19 protein-coding genes and 1 tRNA gene are annotated in these 22,610 nt (G+C 71.1%); 10 read left to right on the top strand and 10 right to left on the bottom strand.

Annotated features, from left to right (window positions below):
- Positions 1-51: 51 nt before the first annotated feature.
- Genes thrC through argS form a run of 4 tightly spaced genes read right to left on the bottom strand, consistent with a single transcriptional unit; the run spans position 52 to position 5,443 of the window.
- Entirely contained in the window at positions 52-1,101 is a 1,050-nt protein-coding gene (gene thrC / locus ABD901_RS13900; protein WP_345125472.1) for a threonine synthase, read from the bottom strand.
- Between the two features lie 5 nt (positions 1,102-1,106).
- Complete coding sequence (locus ABD901_RS13905; RefSeq protein ID WP_345125475.1) at positions 1,107-2,378, bottom strand: homoserine dehydrogenase; 1,272 nt, start codon at positions 2,376-2,378, stop codon at positions 1,107-1,109.
- 15 nt (positions 2,379-2,393) lie between these two features.
- On the bottom strand, positions 2,394-3,779 hold the full coding sequence (gene lysA, locus ABD901_RS13910; protein ID WP_345125478.1) for a diaminopimelate decarboxylase: 1,386 nt from the start codon (positions 3,777-3,779) through the stop codon (positions 2,394-2,396).
- A 5-nt stretch (positions 3,780-3,784) separates the two neighbouring features.
- Positions 3,785-5,443, bottom strand: a complete 1,659-nt coding sequence (argS, locus tag ABD901_RS13915; RefSeq protein ID WP_345125480.1) for an arginine--tRNA ligase — start codon at positions 5,441-5,443, stop codon at positions 3,785-3,787.
- A gap of 191 nt (positions 5,444-5,634) precedes the next feature.
- On the opposite strand from argS, the gene ABD901_RS13920 reads away from it, so the two are divergent.
- From ABD901_RS13920 to ABD901_RS13930, 3 genes are all read left to right on the top strand, one after another.
- Positions 5,635-6,591: a thioredoxin-like domain-containing protein gene (locus ABD901_RS13920; protein ID WP_345125484.1), complete on the top strand. Its 957-nt coding sequence runs from the start codon at positions 5,635-5,637 to the stop codon at positions 6,589-6,591.
- A 47-nt stretch (positions 6,592-6,638) separates the two neighbouring features.
- A complete protein-coding gene (locus ABD901_RS13925) occupies positions 6,639-7,226 on the top strand; it encodes a DUF305 domain-containing protein (protein ID WP_345125486.1) in 588 nt (195 codons plus the stop codon).
- Positions 7,227-7,309: 83 nt separating this feature from the next.
- Positions 7,310-7,381, top strand: a tRNA-Arg gene (locus ABD901_RS13930).
- Positions 7,382-7,946: 565 nt separating this feature from the next.
- Here the strand turns inward: ABD901_RS13930 and ABD901_RS13935 are convergent.
- On the bottom strand, positions 7,947-8,900 hold the full coding sequence (locus ABD901_RS13935; RefSeq protein ID WP_345125488.1) for an aldo/keto reductase: 954 nt from the start codon (positions 8,898-8,900) through the stop codon (positions 7,947-7,949).
- 126 nt (positions 8,901-9,026) lie between these two features.
- Here ABD901_RS13935 and ABD901_RS13940 point away from each other — a divergent pair, with 126 nt between their 5' ends.
- The gene (locus ABD901_RS13940; protein ID WP_345125491.1) at positions 9,027-9,944 is read left to right on the top strand and encodes a helix-turn-helix transcriptional regulator; all 918 of its coding nucleotides are present in this window, start codon (positions 9,027-9,029) and stop codon (positions 9,942-9,944) included.
- Positions 9,945-10,259: 315 nt separating this feature from the next.
- On the opposite strand, the gene ABD901_RS13945 is transcribed toward ABD901_RS13940, so the two are convergent.
- Entirely contained in the window at positions 10,260-11,588 is a 1,329-nt protein-coding gene (locus ABD901_RS13945) for an aminotransferase class I/II-fold pyridoxal phosphate-dependent enzyme (protein WP_345125495.1), read from the bottom strand.
- Positions 11,589-11,713: 125 nt separating this feature from the next.
- On the opposite strand from ABD901_RS13945, the gene ABD901_RS13950 reads away from it, so the two are divergent.
- Positions 11,714-14,104: a discoidin domain-containing protein gene (locus tag ABD901_RS13950; protein WP_345125498.1), complete on the top strand. Its 2,391-nt coding sequence runs from the start codon at positions 11,714-11,716 to the stop codon at positions 14,102-14,104.
- A 55-nt stretch (positions 14,105-14,159) separates the two neighbouring features.
- On the opposite strand, the gene ABD901_RS13955 is transcribed toward ABD901_RS13950, so the two are convergent.
- The gene (locus tag ABD901_RS13955; RefSeq protein ID WP_345125503.1) at positions 14,160-14,840 is read right to left on the bottom strand and encodes a response regulator; all 681 of its coding nucleotides are present in this window, start codon (positions 14,838-14,840) and stop codon (positions 14,160-14,162) included.
- 62 nt (positions 14,841-14,902) lie between these two features.
- Positions 14,903-15,742 carry a sensor histidine kinase gene (locus tag ABD901_RS13960; protein ID WP_345125599.1) on the bottom strand — a complete coding sequence of 280 codons (840 nt, stop codon included), beginning with the start codon at positions 15,740-15,742 and terminating at the stop codon, positions 14,903-14,905.
- A gap of 141 nt (positions 15,743-15,883) precedes the next feature.
- Between ABD901_RS13960 and ABD901_RS13965 the strand changes: the two genes are divergently transcribed.
- Complete coding sequence (locus tag ABD901_RS13965; RefSeq protein WP_345125508.1) at positions 15,884-16,543, top strand: ABC transporter ATP-binding protein; 660 nt, start codon at positions 15,884-15,886, stop codon at positions 16,541-16,543.
- A complete protein-coding gene (locus ABD901_RS13970; RefSeq protein ID WP_345125511.1) occupies positions 16,540-18,864 on the top strand; it encodes an ABC transporter permease in 2,325 nt (774 codons plus the stop codon). The genes ABD901_RS13965 and ABD901_RS13970 overlap by 4 nt, the downstream gene beginning before the upstream one ends.
- On the opposite strand, the gene ABD901_RS13975 is transcribed toward ABD901_RS13970, so the two are convergent.
- A complete protein-coding gene (locus ABD901_RS13975) occupies positions 18,832-19,452 on the bottom strand; it encodes an alpha/beta hydrolase (RefSeq protein ID WP_345125515.1) in 621 nt (206 codons plus the stop codon). The two genes, ABD901_RS13970 and ABD901_RS13975, sit on opposite strands and share 33 nt — an antisense overlap.
- A 74-nt stretch (positions 19,453-19,526) precedes the next feature.
- On the opposite strand from ABD901_RS13975, the gene ABD901_RS13980 reads away from it, so the two are divergent.
- Positions 19,527-20,132, top strand: a complete 606-nt coding sequence (locus ABD901_RS13980; RefSeq protein ID WP_345125519.1) for a TetR/AcrR family transcriptional regulator — start codon at positions 19,527-19,529, stop codon at positions 20,130-20,132.
- Here the strand turns inward: ABD901_RS13980 and ABD901_RS13985 are convergent.
- Positions 20,110-20,760: a winged helix-turn-helix transcriptional regulator gene (locus tag ABD901_RS13985; protein WP_345125522.1), complete on the bottom strand. Its 651-nt coding sequence runs from the start codon at positions 20,758-20,760 to the stop codon at positions 20,110-20,112. The two genes, ABD901_RS13980 and ABD901_RS13985, sit on opposite strands and share 23 nt — an antisense overlap.
- Before the next feature lie 82 nt (positions 20,761-20,842).
- Here ABD901_RS13985 and ABD901_RS13990 point away from each other — a divergent pair, with 82 nt between their 5' ends.
- Both ABD901_RS13990 and ABD901_RS13995 read left to right on the top strand, forming a co-directional pair.
- Entirely contained in the window at positions 20,843-21,562 is a 720-nt protein-coding gene (locus ABD901_RS13990; protein WP_345125525.1) for an MFS transporter, read from the top strand.
- A 32-nt stretch (positions 21,563-21,594) separates the two neighbouring features.
- Positions 21,595-22,395 (top strand): SDR family NAD(P)-dependent oxidoreductase, encoded by an 801-nt coding sequence (locus tag ABD901_RS13995; RefSeq protein ID WP_345125528.1) that lies wholly within the window; start codon positions 21,595-21,597, stop codon positions 22,393-22,395.
- Positions 22,396-22,610 lie beyond the last annotated feature (215 nt).

A 22,610-nucleotide genomic window follows, 5' to 3' on the forward strand; every position in this document is an offset into this window, starting at 1 on the left:
GGTGGGAACAACGGTCGTCCGTTGCACGGACCCGAGTCCCGCCAATTGTTCCTATGCCAGGTCGAGAGCCTTCGCTGCGGCGAGCGGCTCGGCCGGGATCGTGGTCGGCGCGGGCGCGGTCGAGATCGCCCAGTCCGGGTCCTTGAGGCCGTGGCCGGTCACCGTGCAGACGATCGTCTGGCCCGGGTCGATGCGGCCCTGCTGGTGCGCCTGCAGGAGGCCGGCGACGCTCGCCGCGCTGCCGAGCTCGACGAAGACGCCGACCGAGCGGGCGAGGAGGCGGTAGGCCTGCAGGATGTTGCGGTCGGTCACGGCGTCGATGATGCCGCCGGACTCGTCGCGGGCGTCGACGGCGCGCGTCCAGCTCGCGGGGTTGCCGATGCGGATGGCGGTCGCGATGGTGCTGGGCTCGCGCACGACGGCGTTGTTGACGATCGGGGCGGCGCCGGAGGCCTGGAAGCCGAACATGCGCGGGCGGCGGGTGGCGTTGCCGGCGGCGTGGTCCTCCTTGTAGCCCATCCAGTACGCCGTGATGTTGCCGGCGTTGCCGACCGGCAGGCAGTGGATGTCCGGCGCGTCGCCGAGGCCCGCGACGATCTCGAAGGCGGCGGTCTTCTGGCCCTCGAGGCGGTCCGGGTTGACGGAGTTGACCAGCGACACCGGGTAGTCCAGCGACAGCTTGCTGGCCAGCGCCAGGCAGTCGTCGAAGTTGCCGGTCACCTGCAGCAGGCGGGCGCCGTGCACCAGGGCCTGCGCGAGCTTGCCCAGGGCGATCTTGCCGGTCGGCACGAGGACGGCGCAGGTGATGCCGGCGCGGGCGGCGTAGGCGGCGGCGGACGCCGACGTGTTGCCGGTCGACGCGCAGATGATCGCCTTCGAGCCCTCCTCGACGGCCTTGGAGACCGCGACCGTCATGCCGCGGTCCTTGAACGAGCCCGTCGGGTTGGAGCCCTCGACCTTGAGGTACACGTCGCAGCCCGTGCGCGCGGAGAGCTCCGGCGCCGGCAGCAGCGGCGTGTTGCCCTCGTGCAGCGTCACCACCGGGGTCTGCGGCCCGACGGGTAAACGGTCCCGGAACTCCTCGATCAAACCTCGCCACATGGCGGTCACTCCCCTTCGACGCGCAGCACGCTCGCCACGGCGCGAACGATGTCCAGTGCCCGCAGCTCGGCGACGGTGGCGGCGAGGGCGCGATCCGGCGCGGCGTGCGTGACGATGACGAGCACGGCCTGGTTGCCACGGCCGGACTGGTTCACGGTCGCGATGCTGACGCCGTGCCTGGCGAAGACGCCCGCGACGGCCGCGAGCACGCCGGCCTTGTCGGAGACGTCCAGGCTGATGTGGTACCTCGTGAGCACGTCCCCGATCGGCGAGACCGGCAGGTCGGCGTAGGCCGACTCGGACGCGCTGCGGACCCCGGCGAGGCGGTTGCGGGCCACGGCGACCACGTCGCCGAGCACCGCGGAGGCGGTCGGTGCGCCGCCCGCGCCGCGGCCGTAGAACATGAGCTGGCCGGCCGCCTCGGCCTCGACGAAGACGGCGTTGAACGCGTCGCCGACGCCCGCGAGCGGGTGCGTGCGCGGGATCATCGCCGGGTGCACGCGCACCGAGACGGCGCCGTGGGTCTTCGAGGCGATGCACAGCAGCTTGATCGTGCAGCCCATCGCCTTGGCGCTGGCCATGTCGGCGGCGGTGACCTCGGTGATGCCCTCGCGGTACACGTCGGCGGAGGTGACCCGGCTGTGGAACGCCATCGAGGCGAGGATCGCGGCCTTCGCGGCGGCGTCGAAGCCCTCGACGTCGGCGGTCGGGTCGGCCTCGGCGTAGCCCAGCGCGGTCGCCTCCTCCAGCGCCTCGGCGAAGCCGGCGCCGGTGGCGTCCATCGAGGACAGAATGAAGTTCGTGGTCCCGTTGACGATGCCGGTGACCCGGGTGATGCGGTCGCCGTGCAGCGATTCGCGCAGTGGGCGCAGCAGCGGGATGGCGCCGGCGACGGACGCCTCGTAGTACAGGTCCGCGCCGGCGTCGGCGGCCGCCTTGTGCAGCGTGGCGCCGTCCTCGCCGAGCAGAGCCTTGTTGGCCGTGACCACGCTCTTGCCCGCGTGCAGCGCCTCGAGCAGCCAGGTGCGGGCCGGCTCGATGCCGCCGACCACCTCGACCACGACGTCGACGTCCTCGCGCTTGATCAGGCCGAGGGCGTCGGTGGTGAAGATGCTCTTGTCGACCGGCAGGTCACGGGCCTTGCCCAGGCGCCGCACGGCCACGCCGACCAGCTCGAGGGGCGCGCCGATGCGGGCCGTGAGGTCGTCCTCCTGCTCGTGCAGCAGGCGGACCACCTCGGAACCGACGGTCCCGCAGCCCAGCAGCGCTACCTTCACCGATTGCGGCATCTGTCACCCCACGTCCAGTCGCAGCAGGTCGTCCACGGTTTCACGGCGGACGATGACCCTTGACTCCCCGTCAACCACCGCCACGACCGGCGGGCGGGGGACGTGGTTGTAGTTGCTCGCCATGCTGCGGCAATAGGCGCCGGTGCCCGGTACCGCAAGAAGATCTCCGGCCGTGACGTCCGCCGGCAGGAATTCATCTTTCACGACGATGTCCCCGGACTCGCAATGTTTTCCCACCACGCGGGCGAGAATCGGCGGTTCGCCGGACGCCCGCCCGGCGACGGTCGCGGAGTACGCGGCGTCGTACAGGGCGGTGCGGATGTTGTCGCTCATCCCGCCGTCCACGGAGACGTACGTCCGGATGCCGTCGACGTCCTTGACCGTGCCCACCTCGTACAGGGTGAACATCGCCGGGCCGACGATCGCCCGGCCGGGCTCGACGGACAGGTGCGGCACGCTCAGGTGCAGGGCGGCGCACTCCTGCTTGACGATGCGCAGCAGCTCGCCGGCCAGGTCGCGCGGGTCGGCGGGCTCGTCCTGCGTGGTGTACGCGATGCCGAAGCCGCCGCCGAGGTCCATCTCCGGCAGCTCTCTGTTGTGCACCTCGCTGATGCGGGCCTGCAGCGTCAGCAGCCGCCGTGCGGCGACCTCGAAGCCGGAGGCGTCGAAGATCTGCGAGCCGATGTGCGAGTGCAGGCCGCGCAGCTCGAGGATGTCGTCGGCGAGGATCTTGTCGACGGCCTCGGCGGCGGCACCGCCGGACAGCGAGAAGCCGAACTTCTGGTCCTCGTGCGCGGTCGCGATGAACTCGTGGGTGTGCGCCTCGACGCCGACGGTGACGCGGACCATGATTTTCGGACGTTTGTCCAGCTTGATGGCGATCTGCTGGAGGCGGTCGATCTCGTCGAAGGAGTCGACGATGATGCGGCCGACGCCGTGCTCGACGGCCATCGTGAGCTCTTCCACGGACTTGTTGTTGCCGTGCAGGCCGATGCGCTCCGGCGGCATGCCGCCGCGCAGGGCCACGGCCAGCTCGCCGCCGGTGCACACGTCGAGGCTCAGGCCCTCCTCGACCAGGATCTTCACGATCGCGGTGGCGATGAAGGCCTTGCCGGCGTAGTACACCTCGGCGCCGCCGAACGCCTCCTTGAACGTCCTGCATCGCTCGCGGAAGTCTTCCTCGTCGAAGATGTACGCAGGGGTGCCGTGGTTTTCGGCGATTTGCGTGACTTCGACGCCGCCGACGGTCAGTGCGCCGTTTTGTCCGCGTTTGACCGTCTTGGGCCACAACATCGGGACCAGGGCGTTGACGTCCTCCGGGGTGCGGAGCCAGGAGGGGCCGTTCGAGCCCAGGTCAGCGTGGAGCGCTCCGGCCTCGTGTGCGCGCATGTTCTCTACATCCGTTCCGGCGCCGAGACGCCGAGCAGGTCCAGCCCGTTCACGATCACCTGGCGCGTGGCGTCGTTGAGCCACAGACGCGCCCGGTTGGTGTCGGTGAACGGCTCGTCACCCTGGGGCAGCACCCGGCAGTTGTCGTAGAACCGGTGGTAGGCCGCGGCCAGGTCCTCCAAATAGCGTGCCACGCGATGCGGCTCGCGCAGCTCCGCCGCGGTGGCGACGACGCCAGGAAAGTCGCCGATCGCCTTCAGAAGATCAAGTTCCTTCTCGTGTACCAGGAGTGCCGCGTCGTAGGCGTCGCCGCGCTCGTGGCCGAGGTCGGCGGCGTAGCGCGCGACGGACGCGGTGCGCGCCCCGACGTACTGCACGTAGAAGACCGGGTTGTCGTTCTTCTGCCGGGTGATGACCTCGATGTCCAGCGTCAGCGGCGAGTCCGTGGACGAGCGGGCCAGGGAGTACCGCGCCGCGTCCACGCCGACGGCGTCGATCAGCTCGTCGAGGGTGATCAGCGTGCCGGCCCGCTTGCTCAGCCGCACCGGCTCGCCGCCGCGCAGCAGGCTGACCAGTTGGCCGATGAGCACCTCGATGTTGCGCTGCGGGTCGTCGCCGGCACAGGCGGCGATGGCCTTGAGCCGGCCGACGTACCCGTGGTGGTCGGCGCCCAGCATGTAGATACAGCGGTCGAAGCCGCGCTCGCGCTTGTTGATGTAGTACGCGGCGTCGGCGGCGAAGTAGGTCTTCTCGCCGTTGGAGCGGATCAGCACCCGGTCCTTGTCGTCGCCGAAGTCCGTGGTGCGCAGCCAGACGGCGCCGTCCTGCTCGAAGACGTGGCCCTGCTTGCGCAGCTCGTCGAGGGCGTGCTCGACGGCGCCGCCCTCGTGCAGCGTCTTCTCCGAGAACCAGACGTCGAAGTGGACGCCGAACCGCTCGAGGCTCTCGCGCATCTCCCGGAGCATGGCTTTGTAGGCCTCATCCAGGAAGGCTTTTTGCTGGTCTTCTTCGGACATCTGCATGATGTCCGGATTTTGGCTCTTGATGACATTTGCGATGTCTTGGACGTACTCGCCCGGGTAGCCGTCGGGCGGCGTCGGCCGGCCGTGGGCCGCGGCCTGCACGGACTCGCCGAAGCGGTTCATCTGCACGCCGGCGTCGTTGATGTAGTGCTCGCGGGTCACGTCGGCGCCGGCGGCGGCCAGGATGCGCCCGAGCGCGTCGCCGACCGCGGCCCAGCGGGTGTGGCCGAGGTGGACCGGGCCCGTTGGGTTCGCCGAGACGAACTCCAGGTTGACCTTCTCCTTGGCCAGCGTCTCGCTGCGCCCGTAGGACCGGCCTTCGCGCACGACCCGCCCGGCGAGCCCGCCGGCGGCGCCCGCGGACAGCCGGATGTTCAGGAAGCCGGGCCCGGCGATCTCCACGGCATCGATCCCGGGAGTTTCCTGCAAGTTTTTCGCGACCGCGGCGGCCAGATCGCGCGGGTTCAGCCCGACCTTCTTGCCCAGCTGCAGGGCGATATTGGACGCATAGTCACCATGCTCCGGGTTTCGCGGTCGCTCCACGCTGGTCGTCGCCGGGAGCACGGACGTGTCGAGGTCACGCTCGGTGATGGCCGCCCGTGCGGCTGCGAGTACTGCTACGGCGAGTTCAGCGGGAGTCACCGACAAATGTTATCGGGGGTAGACTCCGGTACTTGGCGGCGGCCCGTTGTGCTGGTCACAATGCGGGACGGCTGGGACCGACTTCCCCTGAAGGCGGGGTGACCAGTTCCCCGCCGCGACCCCCGACCGTTGACCAGACGAGGCCCGATGAGCGAGCACAACGCTGAGCGTTGCGAGGCGACGAGATGAGCATGAGCACCCAGCACGGCGGCGGCAACCGCAAGCCGTCCACCAAGCCCGTGGCCGGCGCCAAGCCGAAGCAGGGCGGCGACGAAGACGTCTCGGACGTCGAGGACGTCGAGCTGCTGGAGGATGCGGACGTTTCGGACTCCGAGGTCGACTCGGACATCTCGGACTCCGACGACGAGGGTGGTCCGGCCGCTCCGGCAAAGCCGAAGGCCAGCCCGCGCAAGTCGGCTCCGGCCCGCAAGACCACCGCCGGCGCCGGCAAGCGGCCCGCCACCGCGACCCGCCCGGCCGCCAAGAAGATCGCCCCGGTCAAGGTCAAGCAGGGCATGTCCTGGGGCCCCATCGCGCTGTTCACCACCGTCGGTGTGCTGGCGCTGGGCATCGTGGGCTTCGCCGGCTACCAGGTGTACGAGAACGGCCTCACCTGGAAAGAGCGCGCCGACCAGATCTCGGGCATCCAGGACTACTACAAGATCGACAAGGCCATGGTCGGCCAGCGCGAGCACGTGTGGGGCCCGCAGCAGTACAAGCTGAGCCCGCCGGTCGCCGGCAACCACAACGCCAACTGGCAGCGCTGCCTCGGCGACGTGTACACGGCCCCGATCGCGAACGAGCACGCGCTGCACAGCATGGAGCACGGCGCCGTGTGGATCACGTACAACCCGAGCCTCCCCGCCGACCAGGTGGAGAAGCTGGCCAAGCGGGTCCGCGGCAACGACTACATGCTGATGAGCCCGTACACCAACCTGGACAAGCCGATCTCGCTGCAGGCGTGGGGCTTCCAGCTCAAGGTCGACAACGCTGACGACAGCCGCATCGACCAGTTCATCAAGGCGCTGCGCCAGAACGCCAGCCTCGAGGCCGGCACCCCGTGCTCGAGCGGCGACATCATCACCGAGACCGGCACCACGCCGCGCGACCTCGGCAAGGACGGCACGACGCAGATGGGCGGCAACTAGCCACCGTGTTCGCGCAACTTTCACGGCGGGCACGCCTCAGCTTGGGCGTGCTCGCCGCGATCCTCCTGCTGGTGACCGGCACCGCCGTCGGTTACTTGATCCCGACTCTGCGCGCCCCCGGCGACGACTCGATCGACGCCGGCTTCGCCCGCGACATGAGCGTGCACCACGCCCAGGCGGTCGAGATGGGCATGTTCGCGTACCGCCTCGGCACGACGGACGACATCCGCAACCTGGGCTACGACATCGCCGCGAGCCAGCAGTGGCAGATCGGCCAGATGCAGACCTGGCTGGTCGAGTGGCACCTCTCCCCCACCTCGTCGAACCGCGCCATGTCCTGGATGCCCTCGGGCATGAACACCTTGCAGCCGGACGGCCGCATGCCCGGCATGGCGTCGGCGGACGACCTCAAGCGCCTGAAGTCCGCCACCGGCAAGGACTTCGACACCCTGTGGTGCCAGCTCATGCTCCGCCACCACCTGGGCGGCATCCACATGGCCGAGATCGCCGCGAAGGACGCCTCAAGCCAGGAGGTCCGCGACGCGGCGGAGAAGATGCGCGTGGCCCAGTCCTACGACATCTCCCAGTTGACCGAAAAGCTGAAGGACCTGGGCGCCCAGCCCTTGTCTTCGTAGCGGCCCCACCCCGCCACATCCGCCACGGGGGAACCAGTGCGCGGGGCGGGGAGGGCCTCTGCTAATCTGTTCGGGGTCGCAAGGCCCCCGTAGCTCAGGGGATAGAGCACCGCCCTCCGGAGGCGGGAGCGCAGGTTCGAATCCTGCCGGGGGCACAGTGTTTCCTCCGCGCTTCGCGCGGGGCGGGGGGTTCCCATCCCGCACCCCCCATGCCTCCGCTTCGCTCCGGCACTGGCTGCGCTTCGCTTGCCAGATCAGGTCGTTCTCGGCAGATCTATTGGTGCTCCGCACCGAAGCTGGACGGACCACCACCCTGGCCTGATCGCGGGCCCGCGTCACGTCCGCGCAACTCCCGCCACGCGCCGCGGAACCGTCGTGACCCTCACTCCGCTGCTTGGGCTGGCGTCGGGCGCGGTCGCCCCGTTATCGGCCCATTCCTTGCCCCGTGCGGCTCGGACGCGTTCAGGTTGAAACTGTCCTCACCCGGCCGCCACCAAGTGACCGCCCAGGCGACACCGCCCGACCCGCACCTGCGGAGAAACCACGGCACAACCAATCCGACAGCCAGCTCCGACATCCCGGAACGAGACGAACGCGAGCGACTCAACGCCGCTCTGCACGCCGCCAACGCCGAAACTGGCCTCTGGACGACAACGGCGCCCCGCACCCTGGCCCGACGACCTCGACGACTGGACTCCACAACGGGGGAGATAGTGCTTGCTACATCTCGTGCTCCCACCAGCCGCGCGTGTCGACGTCCGCGGCGTCCGCCAGCGCCTCCAGCTCCGCGATCTCCTCGTCGGCGAGCTCGATGCCGCGAGCTCGGACCAACCCGTCGATGTAACTCGCCTTCGTGACGCCGATGATCGGGGTGGTCCCCTTGGCGATGGCCCAGGCGGTGGCGACGTCGGCGGCGGACGCGCCTCGGTCCCCGCCGATCGCCCCCATCCTGTCCGTCAGCACCTGGAGCTTGGGCAGGATGCCGTTGTACGCGGCCGCCCGGTTGCTGCCCGCCGGCAACGGATGGGCCGGGCCGTACCTGCCGGTCAGCGCTCCCTGCTCGAGGACCATGTAGGAAAAGAACCGCATGTCGTGCTCGCGGCAATGATCGAGAATGCCCGCGCGCTCGGAGCTCCGGTACAGGAGACTGTAGTGGTTCTGGACCGCCTCCACGCGAAAGCCGGCCTCGCCGAGGATCTGGTCGGCAAGAGCGATCTCCTTCATGTTGTGGTTCGAGACGCCGACATGCTTGATCTTGCCGCTCCGCAGCACCGGAATCAGAAGCGGCGTCCAGCGGGCCACGTCGGCGGGGTTGTGGATCCAGTACAGATCCACATATTCCGTACCCAATCGGTCGAGGCTCTGCTCCAGCATCTCCGCGACCGGATCGTCGCCGTCGCCCGCGGCCTGCGGGGTGAACTTCGTCGACAGCTGGTACTCGCTGCGGGCGTAGCCCTTCAGCGCCTGAGCGAGGACCGTCTCCGAGTGACCCATGCCGTACACCACCGCGGTGTCCCACAAGGTGAACCCGTTCGCTTGCGCCTTCTCGACGACCTCGCGCAGGCCGGACGCGGTCAGCTGACTGCCGAAATAGCCGTCGCCCGCCTCGCCGCTGTCTCCCCAGGCCCACGTGCCCAGCGCCACAGCCGGCACTGTCAGCGTCTTGCTCGTCATGTCCCCTACCTCCATTACGCGTTCGATCCCAGAAGACCGCGATCGCCGCTACCGGAGAAGGTCGCGTTTATGGGGGTACAACCTCTACCCCCGCTCGCGCCGCGACCGGCGGATACCGTGAAGGACATGGACCAGCAGCCCGGAAACCGCGGCGAGATCCGGGACTTCCTCGCCGGCCGACGCGCCAAAATCACCCCGGCGCAGGCCGGACTGCCGACCAGCACCCGTCGCCGGGTCGCCGGGCTGCGGCGCGAGGAGGTCGCCGTCCTCGCCGGCGTGAGCACAGAGTGGTACACGCGGCTGGAAAAGGGTCACATCGGCGGCGTGTCCGAAGACGTCCTCGACGCGGTCGCCCGCGCCCTGCGACTGGACGACGACGAACGCACCTACCTGTTCGACCTGGCCCAGTCATCGCGGGCCGGGAGTCGCACGCCATCGCGTCGCCGGGACGTCGAGGTCCCGCCCCGAGTCCAGTGGCTGCTCGACTCCATGACGATGTCCTCGGCGTTCGTACGCAACGGCCGCACGGACGTCATCGCCAGCAACCCCCTGGCCCGAGCCCTGTACGCGCCGATGTTCGACAGCGCCACCATCGACAAGCGCGGCCGCCCCAACATCGCCCGCTACATCTTCCTCGACCCCGCCGCACACGACTTCTTCGTCGACTGGGACGCCGCCGGCAACGCCACCGCCGCCCTGCTGCGCGCCGAGGCCGCTCGCGAGCCCCGCGACCGGGCGCTGCGCGACCTCATCGGCGAGCTGTCCACCCTCAGCCCGGAGTTCCGCGACCAATGGGCCGCGCACGACGTCCTGATCCGCCACGACGGCATCAAACGACTCCAGCACCCCGAGGTCGGCCACCTGGAACTGACCTTCCAGCACCTCGACCTGCCCCTGTCCAGCCGAGCCGTGCACAACCTGATCATCTACACCGCCGAACCCGGCACCGCATCCGAAGACCGACTCAAACTCCTCGCCAGCTGGTCAGCCACCCCATCTCGGGCGGCAGACCCTCTTTATCAGAGCGGCGCTCCGGCCTCATGAGCTACGGCGACAAAACAACGACGACATCTTCGCGGAACCGCACGGACACGAACGAGCCCGAGATGCCCCGCCGGGTGGCCGAGAGTCAACAGCAATAGCGGACGACCCGCCGCGCCGGAAACGTGTATCGGTCGGCCTGGCGCGCGAAGCGGCCCGCCTCTACGACGCCGACCCTCCGCATCGGCTTCCACTGGCGTTGGTCCATCGTCAGATGAGGCCTCATCACATCTCCCTCGATCGAATCGACGTATTCTGTCGACTCGCTCGAGCCGTTGCGATGACCCCTTGAACCTGCCTGGTCAAACCACTGCTGAGTCAGGCCGCCGGAGTGGGCAGCGAGCCGGACGCGGCGTGTGCGGCGGCGTCGGCCAGGGCGGGGATCGCGGGCAGGTCCAGGGCCGCGATCGTGATGCGCACGGCCGGCGGGGTGTTGATGCGGTACAACGCCCCCGGCGCCACCGCGTAACCGGACTCCCGCAGCCGCGCCACGGCAACCGTCTCATCCGGAACCGAGAGCCACACGTTGATGCCGGTCCGGCCCGTGACGGGAAGCCCGCGCTCGCGCAGCGCGGTCACCAGGCCGGTGCGCCGCGCCTCGTACTCGTCGCGCGCAGCGGCCACGGTCGAGGCGACCGCCGGATCGGACCACAGTGCGGCGACAAGGCGCTGCAGGATCAGCGAGACCCAGCCGGTCCCGAGGCGCTGGCGGCCGGTCAGCCTCGCGATGCTCGTCGCGTCGCCCGCCACGACGGCCAGGCGCAGATCGGGGCCGTAAGGCTTGCTGACCGAGCGGACGAACCCCCACGCCTCGGTGGCGCCGGACAGCGGATGCAGCGGCTCGACAGAGAGCTCGGCGGCATGGTCGTCCTCGATGACGAGGACTCCGGGATGCGGGGCGAGGGCGGCGCGCAGATCGGCGGCGCGCTCGGCGGTGACGCTGGCGCCGGTCGGGTTGTGCGCACGGCTGGTCACGACCACGGCGCGGGCGCCGCCGCGCAGCGCATCGGCCAGGCGCTGCGGGTCGGGGCCGGACTCGTCGACGGGGACGGGGACCGGACGCAGGCCCAGGGCGGCGACCAAATCCAGCAGGTTGGCCCAGCCAGGGTCCTCGACGGCGACCCGGTCGCCGGGCAGCAGATGCGCGCCGAGCAGCCGCTCGATGCCGTCCAGCGCGCCGCCGACCACGGCGAGCTCGGTCGCGTCGATGCCGTCGCGCGTCAGCAGTTCACGAGCCTTGGCGCGCAGCGGTGGGTGGCCGGTGCCGCCGGCGTACCCGGTGGGCGCGGGCGCGGCGGCGAGGGCCGCGAAGGCGGGTGCGAGGTCGGGCAGCAGGCGCGGGTCGGGGGCGCCGGAGGCCAGGTCCAGCACGCCCGGCGGTACCTCCAGGCGGAAACGGCCGCGCGCGGACGCGACGGAGGGGCGTGGGCGCACGCGGGTGCCCTGGCGGCCCGCGGACTCGGCGATGCCGCGCTGGCGCAGTGACTGGTACGCCGCCGCCACCGTTGCCGGGCTGACCCCGAGCTGGGTCGCCGCCGCCCGGATCGGGGGCAGGGCGGCGCCGGGCGGCAGGTCGCCGGAGCGCACGCCGGTCTCGACGGCGGTGGAGATCTCGCTCGCCGTGCGGCCTGCCAGGACGAAGGTCACGTAGAAGACCCTATGGCAAAGGCATTGGCAACGGCTTGACACGAACGTGACGCACTCGCTTTCATCGATGGGAGAGCGCTCTCTCCACCCCGCCATGTGACTAGAAGCGCTGAAGGTGAGGCATCGTGTCCACCGCTAGAAGCCTGTCCGCACTCACCCTGATCGCCGGGTGCCTGGTCGGCGTTGCGTCCGCCGTCACGGTTGCCGCGCCGGCCGCGGTTGCCGAGACGGTGCCGCCGGCGCCGTCCGGCTGGACCACCGTGTTCGGCGATGACTTCGCCGGGAACGCCGGTGCGCCGCCGTCGTCGGACAACTGGTTCTACGACATCGGCACCGGGTTCGGCACCGGCGAGAAGGAGCACACCACCAGCTCCACGCAGAACGTGTACCTCGACGGCACCGGCCACCTGGTCATCAAGGCCCTCAACAACGGTGGCACCTGGACCTCGGGGCGCATCGAGAGCACCCGCGCCGACTTCGCCGCCCCGGCCGGCGGCAAGCTGCAGATGACGGCGTCGATCAAGCAGCCGGACCCGGCCGGCGGGCTGGGGTACTGGCCGGCGTTCTGGGCGCTGGGCTCGCCGATGCGCGTCGGCGGCGGCTGGCCGCAGTCCGGCGAGATCGACATGATGGAGGACGTCAACGCCCTCAACCAGGCCTCGCAGACGCTGCACCACGCGGCCGGGAGCCAGGGGCACGGGCTGATTCCCTGCCCGGCGGCCGGCTCGACCTGCCAGAGCGGCTACCACACCTACTCCGTCATCGTCGACCGCACGAACACCAGCGCCGAGTCGCTGCAGTTCCTGATGGACGGCGTGGTCGAGAGCACGATCACCCAGGCGCAGGTCGGCACCTCGGCCTGGCAGCAGGCGATCGACCACGGGTTCTTCATCATCTTCGACCTGGCCATCGGCGGGAACTACCCCGACGGGATCTCCGGGCAGACGACCCCGACCGCGGCCACCACCTCCGGCGGCTCGATGAGCGTGGCCTACGTGGCCGTCTACGAGCAGGGCGGCAACACCACGCCCACGGCGACGCCGACCGGCACCGGACAGGTGAAGGGCATCAACGGCCTGTGCCTGACCAACCAGAACTCGCTCAACACGTCGGGCAACCCGATGGGCGTGTCGGCCTGCAACGGTACCGCCGGGCAGCAGTGGACCACCTACTCCGACAACACGGTGCGGGTCCAGGGCGGCTGTCTGGACGTTGTGGCCGCGGGGCGCACCAGCGGTACCAACGTGGACTGGTATCCCTGCAACCAGAGCAATGCGCAGGTGTGGACGCGCCAGGCCAACGGCACGCTCGTCAACCCCAACTCCGGCCTGTGCCTGTCCGACCCGGGCGGCAACACCGCCGCGCGGCTGGTCATCGAGACCTGCAACGGCTCGGCGCAGCAGCAGTGGACGGTGCCGAACGGGACCAACCCCGGCAACACGGTGACCGTCACCAACCCGGGCAACCAGACCCACGCCGTCGGCAACTTCGTGAACCTGCCCATCCAGGCGACCGACTCGGCGGCCGGGCAGACGCTCACGTACTCCGCAACCGGCCTGCCGCCGGGCCTGTCGATCAACGCCGCGACCGGCGTCATCAGCGGCGGACCGAACGCGGCCGGCACCTACAACGTGAACGTCACCGCCACCGACACGACCGGCGCCGCGGGCACCGCGACGTTCACGTGGACGGTGAACCCGGGGCAGGGGCCGACCTGCGGTACCACCAATGTCGCCCGCACCGGCCACGCCACCGCGTCGGGGCAGGAGGGCGGCTACGCGCCGCCGAACGCGATCGACGGCAACCCGAACACCCGCTGGTCGAGCGCCTTCAGCGACCCGCAGTGGATCACCATCGACCTCGGCGCGTCGTACTCGATCTGCAAGGTGGTGCTCAACTGGGAGGCCGCCTACGGCAAGGCGTTCCAGATCCAGACGTCCACCGACAACGCATCGTGGACGACGATCTACAGCACCACGACCGGCACCGGCGGCGTGCAGACGCTCGACGTGACCGGCTCCGGGCGCTACATCCGCATGTACGGCACCCAGCGCGCCACCGCATACGGCTACTCGCTGTGGGAGTTCGAGGTGTACTCCACCGGCACCGGTAACAGCTGCGGCACCGCCAACATGGCGCTCGGGCGCCCGGCGACCGCCTCCTCGCAGCAGAACGCCACCTTCCCGGCGACCAGCGCGGTCGACGGCAACACCGGCACCCGCTGGTCGAGCGCGGCGAGCGACCCGCAGTGGCTGCAGGTCGACCTGGGTTCGACGCAGAACATCTGCCGGATCGGGCTGAACTGGGAGGCCGCCTACGCGCGGGCGTTCCAGGTCCAGACGTCGCTGGACGGGCTGAGCTGGACGACGGTCTACAACACCACCACCGGGACCGGCGGCGTGCAGACGCTCGACGTGACCGCCTCCGGCCGCTACGTGCGCATGTACGGCACGCAGCGCGCAACGCAGTACGGCTACTCACTGTGGGAGTTCCAGGTGTACTCCCGCGTCGGCTGACGAAAGCACGCGGCGAGGGGCGGCTCCGGGATGCGGGGCCGCCCCTCGGCGCGTGCTACTCCCCCGCGCCGCCGCGCGGGCGGACGAGACCGGTCTCGTACGCCAGGACGACCGCCTGGGCGCGGTCGCGCAGCTCGAGCTTGGTGAAGATCCGCGCCACATGGGTCTTCACCGTGGCCTCCGACAGCGTCAGCTCCCGGGCCAGCTCGGCGTTGGACAGCCCGTGGCCGAGCAGGGTCAGCACCTCCAGCTCGCGCGGTGTCAGCGGCCCGAGGTCGCGGTGCAGCGGCGCCGGGCCGTCCGCCGCGGCGAAGCGCTCGACCAGCCGGCGCGTGATGGACGGGGCGAGCAGGGCGTCGCCGGTGCCGACGAGGCGTACCGCATTCGCCAGATGCTCCGGGGTCACGTCCTTGAGCAGGAAGCCGCTCGCCCCGGCGGCCAGCGCGGCGTAGACGTAGCGGTCCAGGTCGAACGTCGTGAGCATGATGACCCGGCACCGCGGCAGCCGGGCGAGGATCTGCCGGGTGGCGGCGAGGCCGTCGAGGTTGGGCATCCGGATGTCCATCAGGATCACGTCGGGCCGCAGCCGCTGCGCCGCCGAGACCGCCTCCACGCCGTCGGCCGCCTCGCCGACCACCTCGACGCCGCGCGCGTTGAGGATCATCCGGAAGCCGGTGCGCACCAGCGCCTGGTCGTCGGCGATGAGCACGCGCGGCCCCGCCTCGGGCGCGCTCACGCCGTCACCTCCGCTTCGCCCCGGTCCGCTGACGCCGTCACCTCCGCTTCGCTCCGGACCGCTCATGCGGGGTCCAGGGGGATGCGGGCGCGGACGCGGAAGCCGCCGCCGAGGCGCCTGCTGGCGTCGAGGTCGCCGCCGTAGACCGCGACCCGCTCCCGCAGGCCCAGCAGCCCACGCCCGGCGCCCTGCGGCGCGCTGGGCGCCGCCGCGCGACCGGACAGCACGCTCGGGCCCGTGTTCAGCACCTCGATGCGCAGGTAGCGCTCGGCGTAGCGCACGTCCACCTCCGCGCGGTCGGCCCGGCCGTGCTTGAGGGCATTGGTCAGGGCCTCCTGGATGATTCGGTACGCCGTGACGTCGATCCCCGCCGGCAGCGCCCGCGGTTCGCCGCCGATGCGCACGTCCACCGGCAGCCCGGCGAACGCGATGCGGTCGACGAGCCGGCTGAGCCCGTCGAGGCCCTGCTGCGGCGCGAAGTACTCGACGGCGTCGCCTTCGTCCGCTTCGTCGTCGTCGCCGTCCGGCGCCGGCGCGAGCAGCCCGAGCAGGTGCCGCAGCTCCTTGAGCGCGTCGCGCCCCGCGCCCTCGACCGCGGCGAGCGCACCGGTGACGTCGGGCGGCACGTCGGCGCCGGCCGCGGCGAGCACCTCCCGCGCGGCGCCGGCCTGCACCACCATCACGCTCACGTTGTGGCTCACGATGTCGTGCAGCTCCCGGGCGATGCGGGCGCGCTCGGCGCCGACGGCGACGCGCGCGGCGACCTGCCGCTCCCGCTCCAGCAGCCAGCCCCGCTCCTCGAGCGCCAGGCGGTGCCGTCGCCGCGCCCGCGCGGCCGCGGCGCCGAACAGCGCGGCGGCGACCAGCGCGCACGCCGCCACCAGCACCGCGACGAGGACCATCACCCAGCCACGATCCCAGACGGCGCGCGCTCGCCGCATCCGTCCCCGGTTCCAGCCGCGTACATCCGCAGGATGACGGGGCGCGGTGCGTTGCATCCGGCGGCGGACGCTCATGGGGTACCACTGCCATAGCTTTTGGTCATGACCACGGTGGTGCGCCTGGACGGGGTGCGCAAGGAATATGGCGGCACGACCGCCCTCGACGGAGTCTCGCTGCGCATCGAGGCGGGCGAGGCGGTCGCCGTCATGGGGCCCTCGGGCTGCGGGAAGTCCACGCTGCTCAACATGATCGCCGGGCTCGACCGGCCGACCGCCGGCACCGTCGAGGTGCACGACGAGGACCTCGGCAAGCTCAGCGAGACCGGCCTGGCGCTGTTCCGCCGCCGGCGCATCGGCATGATCTTCCAGTTCTTCAACCTGCTCGACGACCTGCCGGCGCTGGACAACGTCGCGCTGGCCGCGCAGCTCATGGGCGTGCGGGCGCGCCCGGCGCGCAGGCGCGCGCTGGAGCTCCTCGACGAGCTGGGCATCGCCGAGCGGCGCAACGCCTACCCGGCGACGCTCAGCGGCGGCGAGCGGCAGCGGGTCGCGGTCGCGCGGGCGCTGATGAACCGCCCGGCGCTGCTGCTGGCCGACGAGCCGACCGGCGCGCTGGACAGCCGCTCCGGCGAGCAGGTGATGGACCTGCTGCTCGACCTCAACCAGATCGGCCAGACGCTGCTGCTCGTGACGCACGACCGCGCCCTGGCCGAGCGGTGCGCGACCCGCATCGTCCAGCTCGCCGACGGGAAGGTCGCATGAGCGCCGTGTGGCGGGCCGCGCGCGCCGCGGTGCGGCGGCGCAGGCTCCAGACGCTGGTCATCGCCCTGGTGACGCTGTTCTCGACGGCCACGATCGTGGTCGCGCTCGGGCTGCTCGACGCCTCCAGCGCACCGTTCGAGCGGGCCTTCGAGCAGCAGCGGGGCCCGCACGTGATCGCGACGTACTCGACGACGGACCCCGCGCTCGCGTCCGGCGTGGAGGCGAGCGCCGGCCCGTTCCCCGAGCTCACGCTGGACGTGCCCGCCGACGCCGCGCCGATCTGGGCGACCGGGCCGCTCACCGTCGTGGGCCGCGCCGAGCCCGGTGGCACCGTCGACCGGCTCGTGCCGTGGGCCGGCCGCTGGGCCACCGGCCCGGACGAGGTCGTGATGAACATGGAGCCCGCGACGCCCGGCACCGCCGACGCGTTCACCGCCGAGATCCTGGGCAAGAAGGTCGCCGCGCCCGGGCGCCCGGCGCTGACGATCGTCGGCCTGGCGTACAGCGTCTCCCACACCGCCGACGCCTGGGTCTCCCCCGACACGATCGCCCGCCTCGGCCCGACCGGCGCGCAGGTCCTCTACCGCTTCCGCGCCGCCGCCACCGCCGCGCAGGTCGACGCGGCCGTCGCTGCGCTGCCGCAGGACGGTTTGCAGGGCACGCAGTCGTACCTCACGCGCAAGGCCGCGGTCGCGGCCGGCCCCGGCACGATGCTGCCGTTCCTCGTCGTCTTCGGCGTGCTCGGCCTCGTCGTCGCGGTGCTGATCGTCGCGAACGTCGTCAGCGGCGCCGTCGTCTCCGGCTTCCGGCACATCGGCGTGCTCAAGGCCCTGGGCTTCACCCCGCCCCAGGTCGTCCTCGTCTATCTGGTGATGGTGACGGTACCCTCGGTCGCCGGCGCGCTCCTCGGCACCGCGCTCGGCACCGCGGCCGCGCGTCCCCTGCTGCGCAACGCCTTCCTGGGCCTCGGCTTCGGCGGCGAGGTCACCACCGGCGGCTGGGTCCCGCTCGCCGGCGTGCTCGGCGTGCCCGCCCTCGTCGTGCTGACCGCGCTCGCACCCGCGCTGCGCGCCCACTCCCTGTCCGCCGCGGAGGCGATCAGCGCCGGCTCCGCCCCGAAGACCGGCCGCGGCCTGCGCGTGCAGCGGTCATTGGCCGGCACCCGCCTGCCGCGCGCGGTCTCGCTGGGTCTCGGCCTGCCCTTCGCCCGCCCCGGCCGCACCGGCCTGACGATGGCCGCGCTGCTCCTGGGCGTCATCACGGTCACCTTCGCCGGCGGCCTGGCCACGTCGGTGATCCGCTTCGGCCACGCCGTCGACCGTGCGGACGCCGTCCAGGTTCAGGTCCGCCCGCAGAACCCGACGATGGGCGCGACCACGACGACCCGCACCGACCCGCAGGTCGAGGCGCTGCTGCGCGGCCTGCCCGGCGCCACGTACGTCACCGCCGACCTGACCATGCAACTGTCCGCCGCCGGCCACGCCGACCCGCTCAACGTCGACTTCCTGCGCGGCGACGCGGCGACGCTGGGCTATCAGGACCAGCTCATCGAGGGCCGCTGGATGTCCGCGCCGGACGAGGCGGTGGCTTCGTCGGCCGCCCTGCACGACCTCGGGGCGAGGGTGGGCGACCGGCTGACCCTGACGTACCAGGGACGCGAGTCGCTCGTGACGATCGTCGGCAAGACGATGGAGGCCGGCATCGGCAACGGCGACCTGTTCGCCGACTGGGCGGTCTTCAGGTCGCTCGCCCCGGACTACAAGCTGGTGCCGCACGAGGTGATGTACTCGATCCGCATCACCCCTGAGACATCGTCCGACGCCTATGCGTCCGCCGTCCGCAGCGCAGATCCGGGTCTCTACGTCTGGTCCGCGACCTCTTCCCTGGGCAACCCGTTCACCGTCTCGGTCGTCACCGTCTCGATCGCCTTCTCCCTGATGATCGCCACCGTGTCGGCGCTGAGCGTCTTCAACACGGTCCTGCTCAACGTCGCCGAACGCCGCCGCGACCTGGGCATGCTCAAGTCGATCGGCATGACACCCACCCAGGTCGTGGCCATGGAGGTGACGTCGATGGCATCGCTGGGCCTGCTGGCCGGCGCGATCGGCATCCCGGTCGGCATGGCGGCCCACCGCCTGATCCTCCCGCTGGCCGGCGACGCCGCGAAGATCGACATCCCGGCGGCGCTGTACGACGTGTGGGACGCGTTGCCGCTGATCGCGCTCGCCCTGAGCGGCGTGGCGATCGCCGTGCTGGGCGCCCTGCTCCCCGCCCGGCGGGCGGCCCGCCTACCGATCGCCGAGGTCCTGCACAACGAGTGAGGCCGTCACGTCCGGCTCGTCCGCGAGGCACTCGAGGACGAGCCGGACGGCGCGCGGGAGCTCGATGTGGTCGTCGGGCGTGGCGCCGAAGTGCGCACCGGCCGCGGTGACAACGGCCGTGGCGCCGAGCCCGGAGACGAGCTCGGCGACATGGTCGACCGGCCGCGGCATCAGCACCGGATCGTCCAGCGCCGTCAGCACCCGATAGTGGCGTGCGGCCCGGCGCAGCGCCGGCCAGTCGAAGGGCTCGGCGAAGAACCCCGCCAGCGACTCGTACCCCGGCGGCAACCAGGCCGGCGCGGCAACCAGCACAACGCCCGCGAAGGCACCTCCCTCGTGGCCTTCGAGCACCCGTAGCACGTTCACGGCGCCGATGCTGTGCCCGACCAGCACGGTGTCCACCGCCGACAGCCCCGCGACGCGCTCGGCGAGCACGCCCCGCCAGGCGCGGGCATCGGGATCCGAGCTGTTCGGCAGGCGCGGAATGTGCACGTCGTGCCCGAGCTCCTCCAGCGCGCCCCGCAGATAGGGCAACCAGATGCTCTGGTCGTCGGCGCCGTACCCATGCGAAACCACGATCGCAGCCATTGACCCTCCATAGAATCGAAACGCGACGTATCGTTTCGATTTAGGAAGCTACCACTCTTGTTACGGTGACGTCCATGCCCGCAACCCCCGCCCCGAGGCGCACGGGCGGCCGGACGCGCAGCGAGAGCGCGAGGGCCGACGCCCTACGAGCCGCCGCCGAGATCCTCGAGGCGGACGGCTACGCCGCGGTGACCATCGAGGGCGTGGCGTCGCGGTCCCAGGTGGCGAAGAGCACGATCTACCGTTGGTGGAACTCCAAGGCCGACCTGGTGATGGAGGCGTACCAGCACCTGATCACCGAACGCATGCCGGAGCCGGACACCGGCACCCTGGCGGGCGACCTGGAGGCGTTCGTCGCCGAGCTGTACCGCGTGACCCACTATCCCGCGAGGATGAAGGCCCTGCGGGGTTTGATGGCCGAGGCCCAGCTGGACGCGGCGTTCGCGGCGCTCTTCCGCGCCTGGGTCCAGACCCGCCGCGAAACGGTGGCCGCGCTGCTGCACAGGGCGATCGACCGCGGCGAAATCCCCGCCACCACGGACGTCGACTACGCGGTGGACTCGGTCTTCGGCCCTTTCTGGTACCGCCTCCTGGTCGGCCACCTCCCCCTCGACCCGGCCGACGCTTCGGCGCACGTCGGCCAGCTCATGCACGGCCTCAGACGGGCCACGGGTCGCTGACCGCGTGCAACAGCCGGCCGATGGCCGACAGGTCCCCCACGACGGTGACGCTGCCGTCGGCGCATGCGGTTTCGAGTTTGGCCGGATCGGCTAGCAGGGCACTGAACGTCGTGGGCTCGGTGCGCAGTGAGACAGCCGCCGTCGCGGGTTCACCGGGCTGCACCTCGACCCGTCCGGAGGCCAGGCGGACCGTCCAGACCCGGCCGTCGAGCTCGAGGCGGCAGGTCATCGGCGGCGCCGCGGGGTCGGGGCGGGCGGCGTCCAGCAGGAAGATGAGCACGGACGTGGCACTGAGCGAGGCCGGCAGCGGCGGTTGCGGTGCGTCGGTTCCCCAGCTGCCCAGGGCGTGCAGGATCGGCTCCAGCTTCCGGCCCCACTCGGTCAGTTCGTAGACCTGCTGACCCTCCGCCGGCGCGGTTCCGCGGCGGATCACCCCGTTGTGCTCGAGCTCCCGGAGCCGGTCCGCCAGCAGGTTCGAGCTGACGTTGGGCAGGCAGCGCCGCAGCTCCGAGAACCGTTGCGGCACCAGCAGCAGCTCGCGGACGACCAGCAGGGCCCACCGCTCGCCGACGACGTCGAGGGCCCGGGCAACGCCGCACGAGTCCCGATAGCTCCGGCTGGTTGGCATGACCACCCTCCTCCTCCAACGCGATCTTAAACGACCATGAGGTCTAGTTGTTTTTTACAACTGACTATGGTTGTGTTATTCCATGATGCAGCTGAGTACTCGGCCGACGGCGCTGAGTCGGGGCAGGACGAACCTCGCTCTGGCCGCGTTGTTCCTGGCGATGTTCGTGCTGGGCAGCGGCGAACTGCTCGTGGTCGGCCTGCTGAACCTGATCGCCGACGACCTGCGGGTCTCCATCCGCGCGGCCGGCGTGCTGGTGACCGCCTACGCCCTGGGCCTGGCCATCGGCGGCCCGGTCCTGACCGCACTGACGATCAAACTGAACAAGCGGACGATCCTGATCGGCACGGTCGTCCTGGTCATCGCCTGCACCCTGGTCCCGGTGCTGACCGACAGCTTCGGCCTGTTCGTCGCGGTGCGCTGCGTCATCGGGGCGCTGCACGGCCTGTTCGTCGCCGTCGGGTTCGTGCTGGCGATGTCGATCGTCCCGCCGGAGCGCATGGGCCGGGCGATCTCCGTGGTCGTCTCCGGCCTGTTCGTGTCGACCGCCCTGGGCGTGCCGCTGGGCACGCTGGTCGGCCGGGTGCTGGGCTGGCGCGGCTCGGGCGGGCAGCTGGCGTCCTCGCTGCCGGCCTCCGCCGCCAACGTGGGCATCGCGTTGGGCTCGTTCGCCGGCGGCGTGGCGATCGGCACCTCCACCGCCTCGGCGACGGTGATCACCGGCCTGGTCATCGCGGCGGTCTCCATCCTGGCCGCCTGGGCCACCAGCTTCTTGAAGCCTCCGGTCGTTGCGACCGCGTAGTCACCCCGAAGAATCAATCGCTTGGAGGAAACGTGCTGCTCGAGAAGAAGAACGCAGTGATCTACGGAGGCGGGGGCGCGATCGGCGGCGCCATCGCGCGGGTGTTCGCGCGGGAAGGCGCGCGGGTCTTCATCGCCGGGCGGACGCAGGCGAAGCTCGACGCCGTGGCGGGTGACATCGCCGCCGCGGGCGGGGAGGTCGAGACCGCGCAGGTCGACGTGCTCGACCAACAGGCGGTCGAACGGCACGCCGGCGCGATCGCGGAGGCGGCCGGCGGCATCGACATCGCCGTCAACGCCGTGAGCGTCATGCACGACCAGGGAACCCTGCTGGCGGACCTCTCGCTGGAGGAGTTCATGCGGCCGATCGACGGGTTCCTGCGGACGCTGTTCATCACCAGCAAGGCCGTGACGCGGCACATGGGTCGCGAGCGTCCCGGCGTCATCCTCACCCTGTCCGAGCCGGGCGCCAAGCTGGCCATCGGCGGCATCCTCGGCCACGGCGTGAGCGCCGCCGGCAAGGAGGCGTTCTCGCGGCTCCTGGCCGCGGAGCTGGCACCCGGCAACATCCGGGTCGTCGGCATCCGCCCGCACGCCGTCGTCGACGCGCCGGCGGCGGGCTCCTACACCAAGGACCTCTTCCGGCCGGCCGCGGCGGCGGGCGGGCAGTCGGTCCAGGAGTTCCTCGAAGGCGGGCTGGCACAGGGAACGCTCCTGAAAAGGCTGCCCACCCTCTCCGAGATAGCGGAGACGGCCGCGTTCCTGGCCTCGGACCGCGCCGGAGCCATGACCGGGGCGGTCGTCAACCTGTCCGGCGGCGCGCTGGTGGACTGACCCCGGCTCCGTTCAGCAGTGGCCCTCCTCGACGTCGACATCGGGAAACGACGGGTCTTCGTCGCCCAGGTCGACGTCGAGGCGGACGCTCAGCCCTGATCCACCGATGGGATTGATGTGAGCACGAGGGCCCGGATGCGATGATGCCCCCGCGAGCTGGAAAGATAGAGGTTCTTCAGGCTTCTATCGTCCAGTTCGAGAGGGCACCGTCAGGG

Origin of the sequence: Dactylosporangium darangshiense (assembly GCF_039537565.1) — a bacterium.
Classification (GTDB): domain Bacteria; phylum Actinomycetota; class Actinomycetes; order Mycobacteriales; family Micromonosporaceae; genus Dactylosporangium; species Dactylosporangium darangshiense.

Excerpts from the sequence above, each read along its gene's own strand:
- thrC (WP_345125472.1), bottom strand. The coding sequence starts at position 1,101 with ATGTGGCGAGGTTTGATCGAGGAGTTCCGGGACCGTTTACCCGTCGGG.
- lysA (WP_345125478.1), bottom strand. The coding sequence starts at position 3,779 with ATGCGCGCACACGAGGCCGGAGCGCTCCACGCTGACCTGGGCTCGAAC.
- ABD901_RS13920 (WP_345125484.1), top strand. The coding sequence starts at position 5,635 with ATGAGCACCCAGCACGGCGGCGGCAACCGCAAGCCGTCCACCAAGCCC.
- ABD901_RS13935 (WP_345125488.1), bottom strand. The coding sequence starts at position 8,900 with ATGACGAGCAAGACGCTGACAGTGCCGGCTGTGGCGCTGGGCACGTGG.
- ABD901_RS13940 (WP_345125491.1), top strand. The coding sequence starts at position 9,027 with ATGGACCAGCAGCCCGGAAACCGCGGCGAGATCCGGGACTTCCTCGCC.
- ABD901_RS13960 (WP_345125599.1), bottom strand. The coding sequence starts at position 15,742 with ATGGTCCTCGTCGCGGTGCTGGTGGCGGCGTGCGCGCTGGTCGCCGCC.
- ABD901_RS13965 (WP_345125508.1), top strand. The coding sequence starts at position 15,884 with ATGACCACGGTGGTGCGCCTGGACGGGGTGCGCAAGGAATATGGCGGC.
- ABD901_RS13970 (WP_345125511.1), top strand. The coding sequence starts at position 16,540 with ATGAGCGCCGTGTGGCGGGCCGCGCGCGCCGCGGTGCGGCGGCGCAGG.
- ABD901_RS13975 (WP_345125515.1), bottom strand. The coding sequence starts at position 19,452 with ATGGCTGCGATCGTGGTTTCGCATGGGTACGGCGCCGACGACCAGAGC.
- ABD901_RS13980 (WP_345125519.1), top strand. The coding sequence starts at position 19,527 with ATGCCCGCAACCCCCGCCCCGAGGCGCACGGGCGGCCGGACGCGCAGC.
- ABD901_RS13985 (WP_345125522.1), bottom strand. The coding sequence starts at position 20,760 with ATGCCAACCAGCCGGAGCTATCGGGACTCGTGCGGCGTTGCCCGGGCC.
- ABD901_RS13990 (WP_345125525.1), top strand. The coding sequence starts at position 20,843 with ATGATGCAGCTGAGTACTCGGCCGACGGCGCTGAGTCGGGGCAGGACG.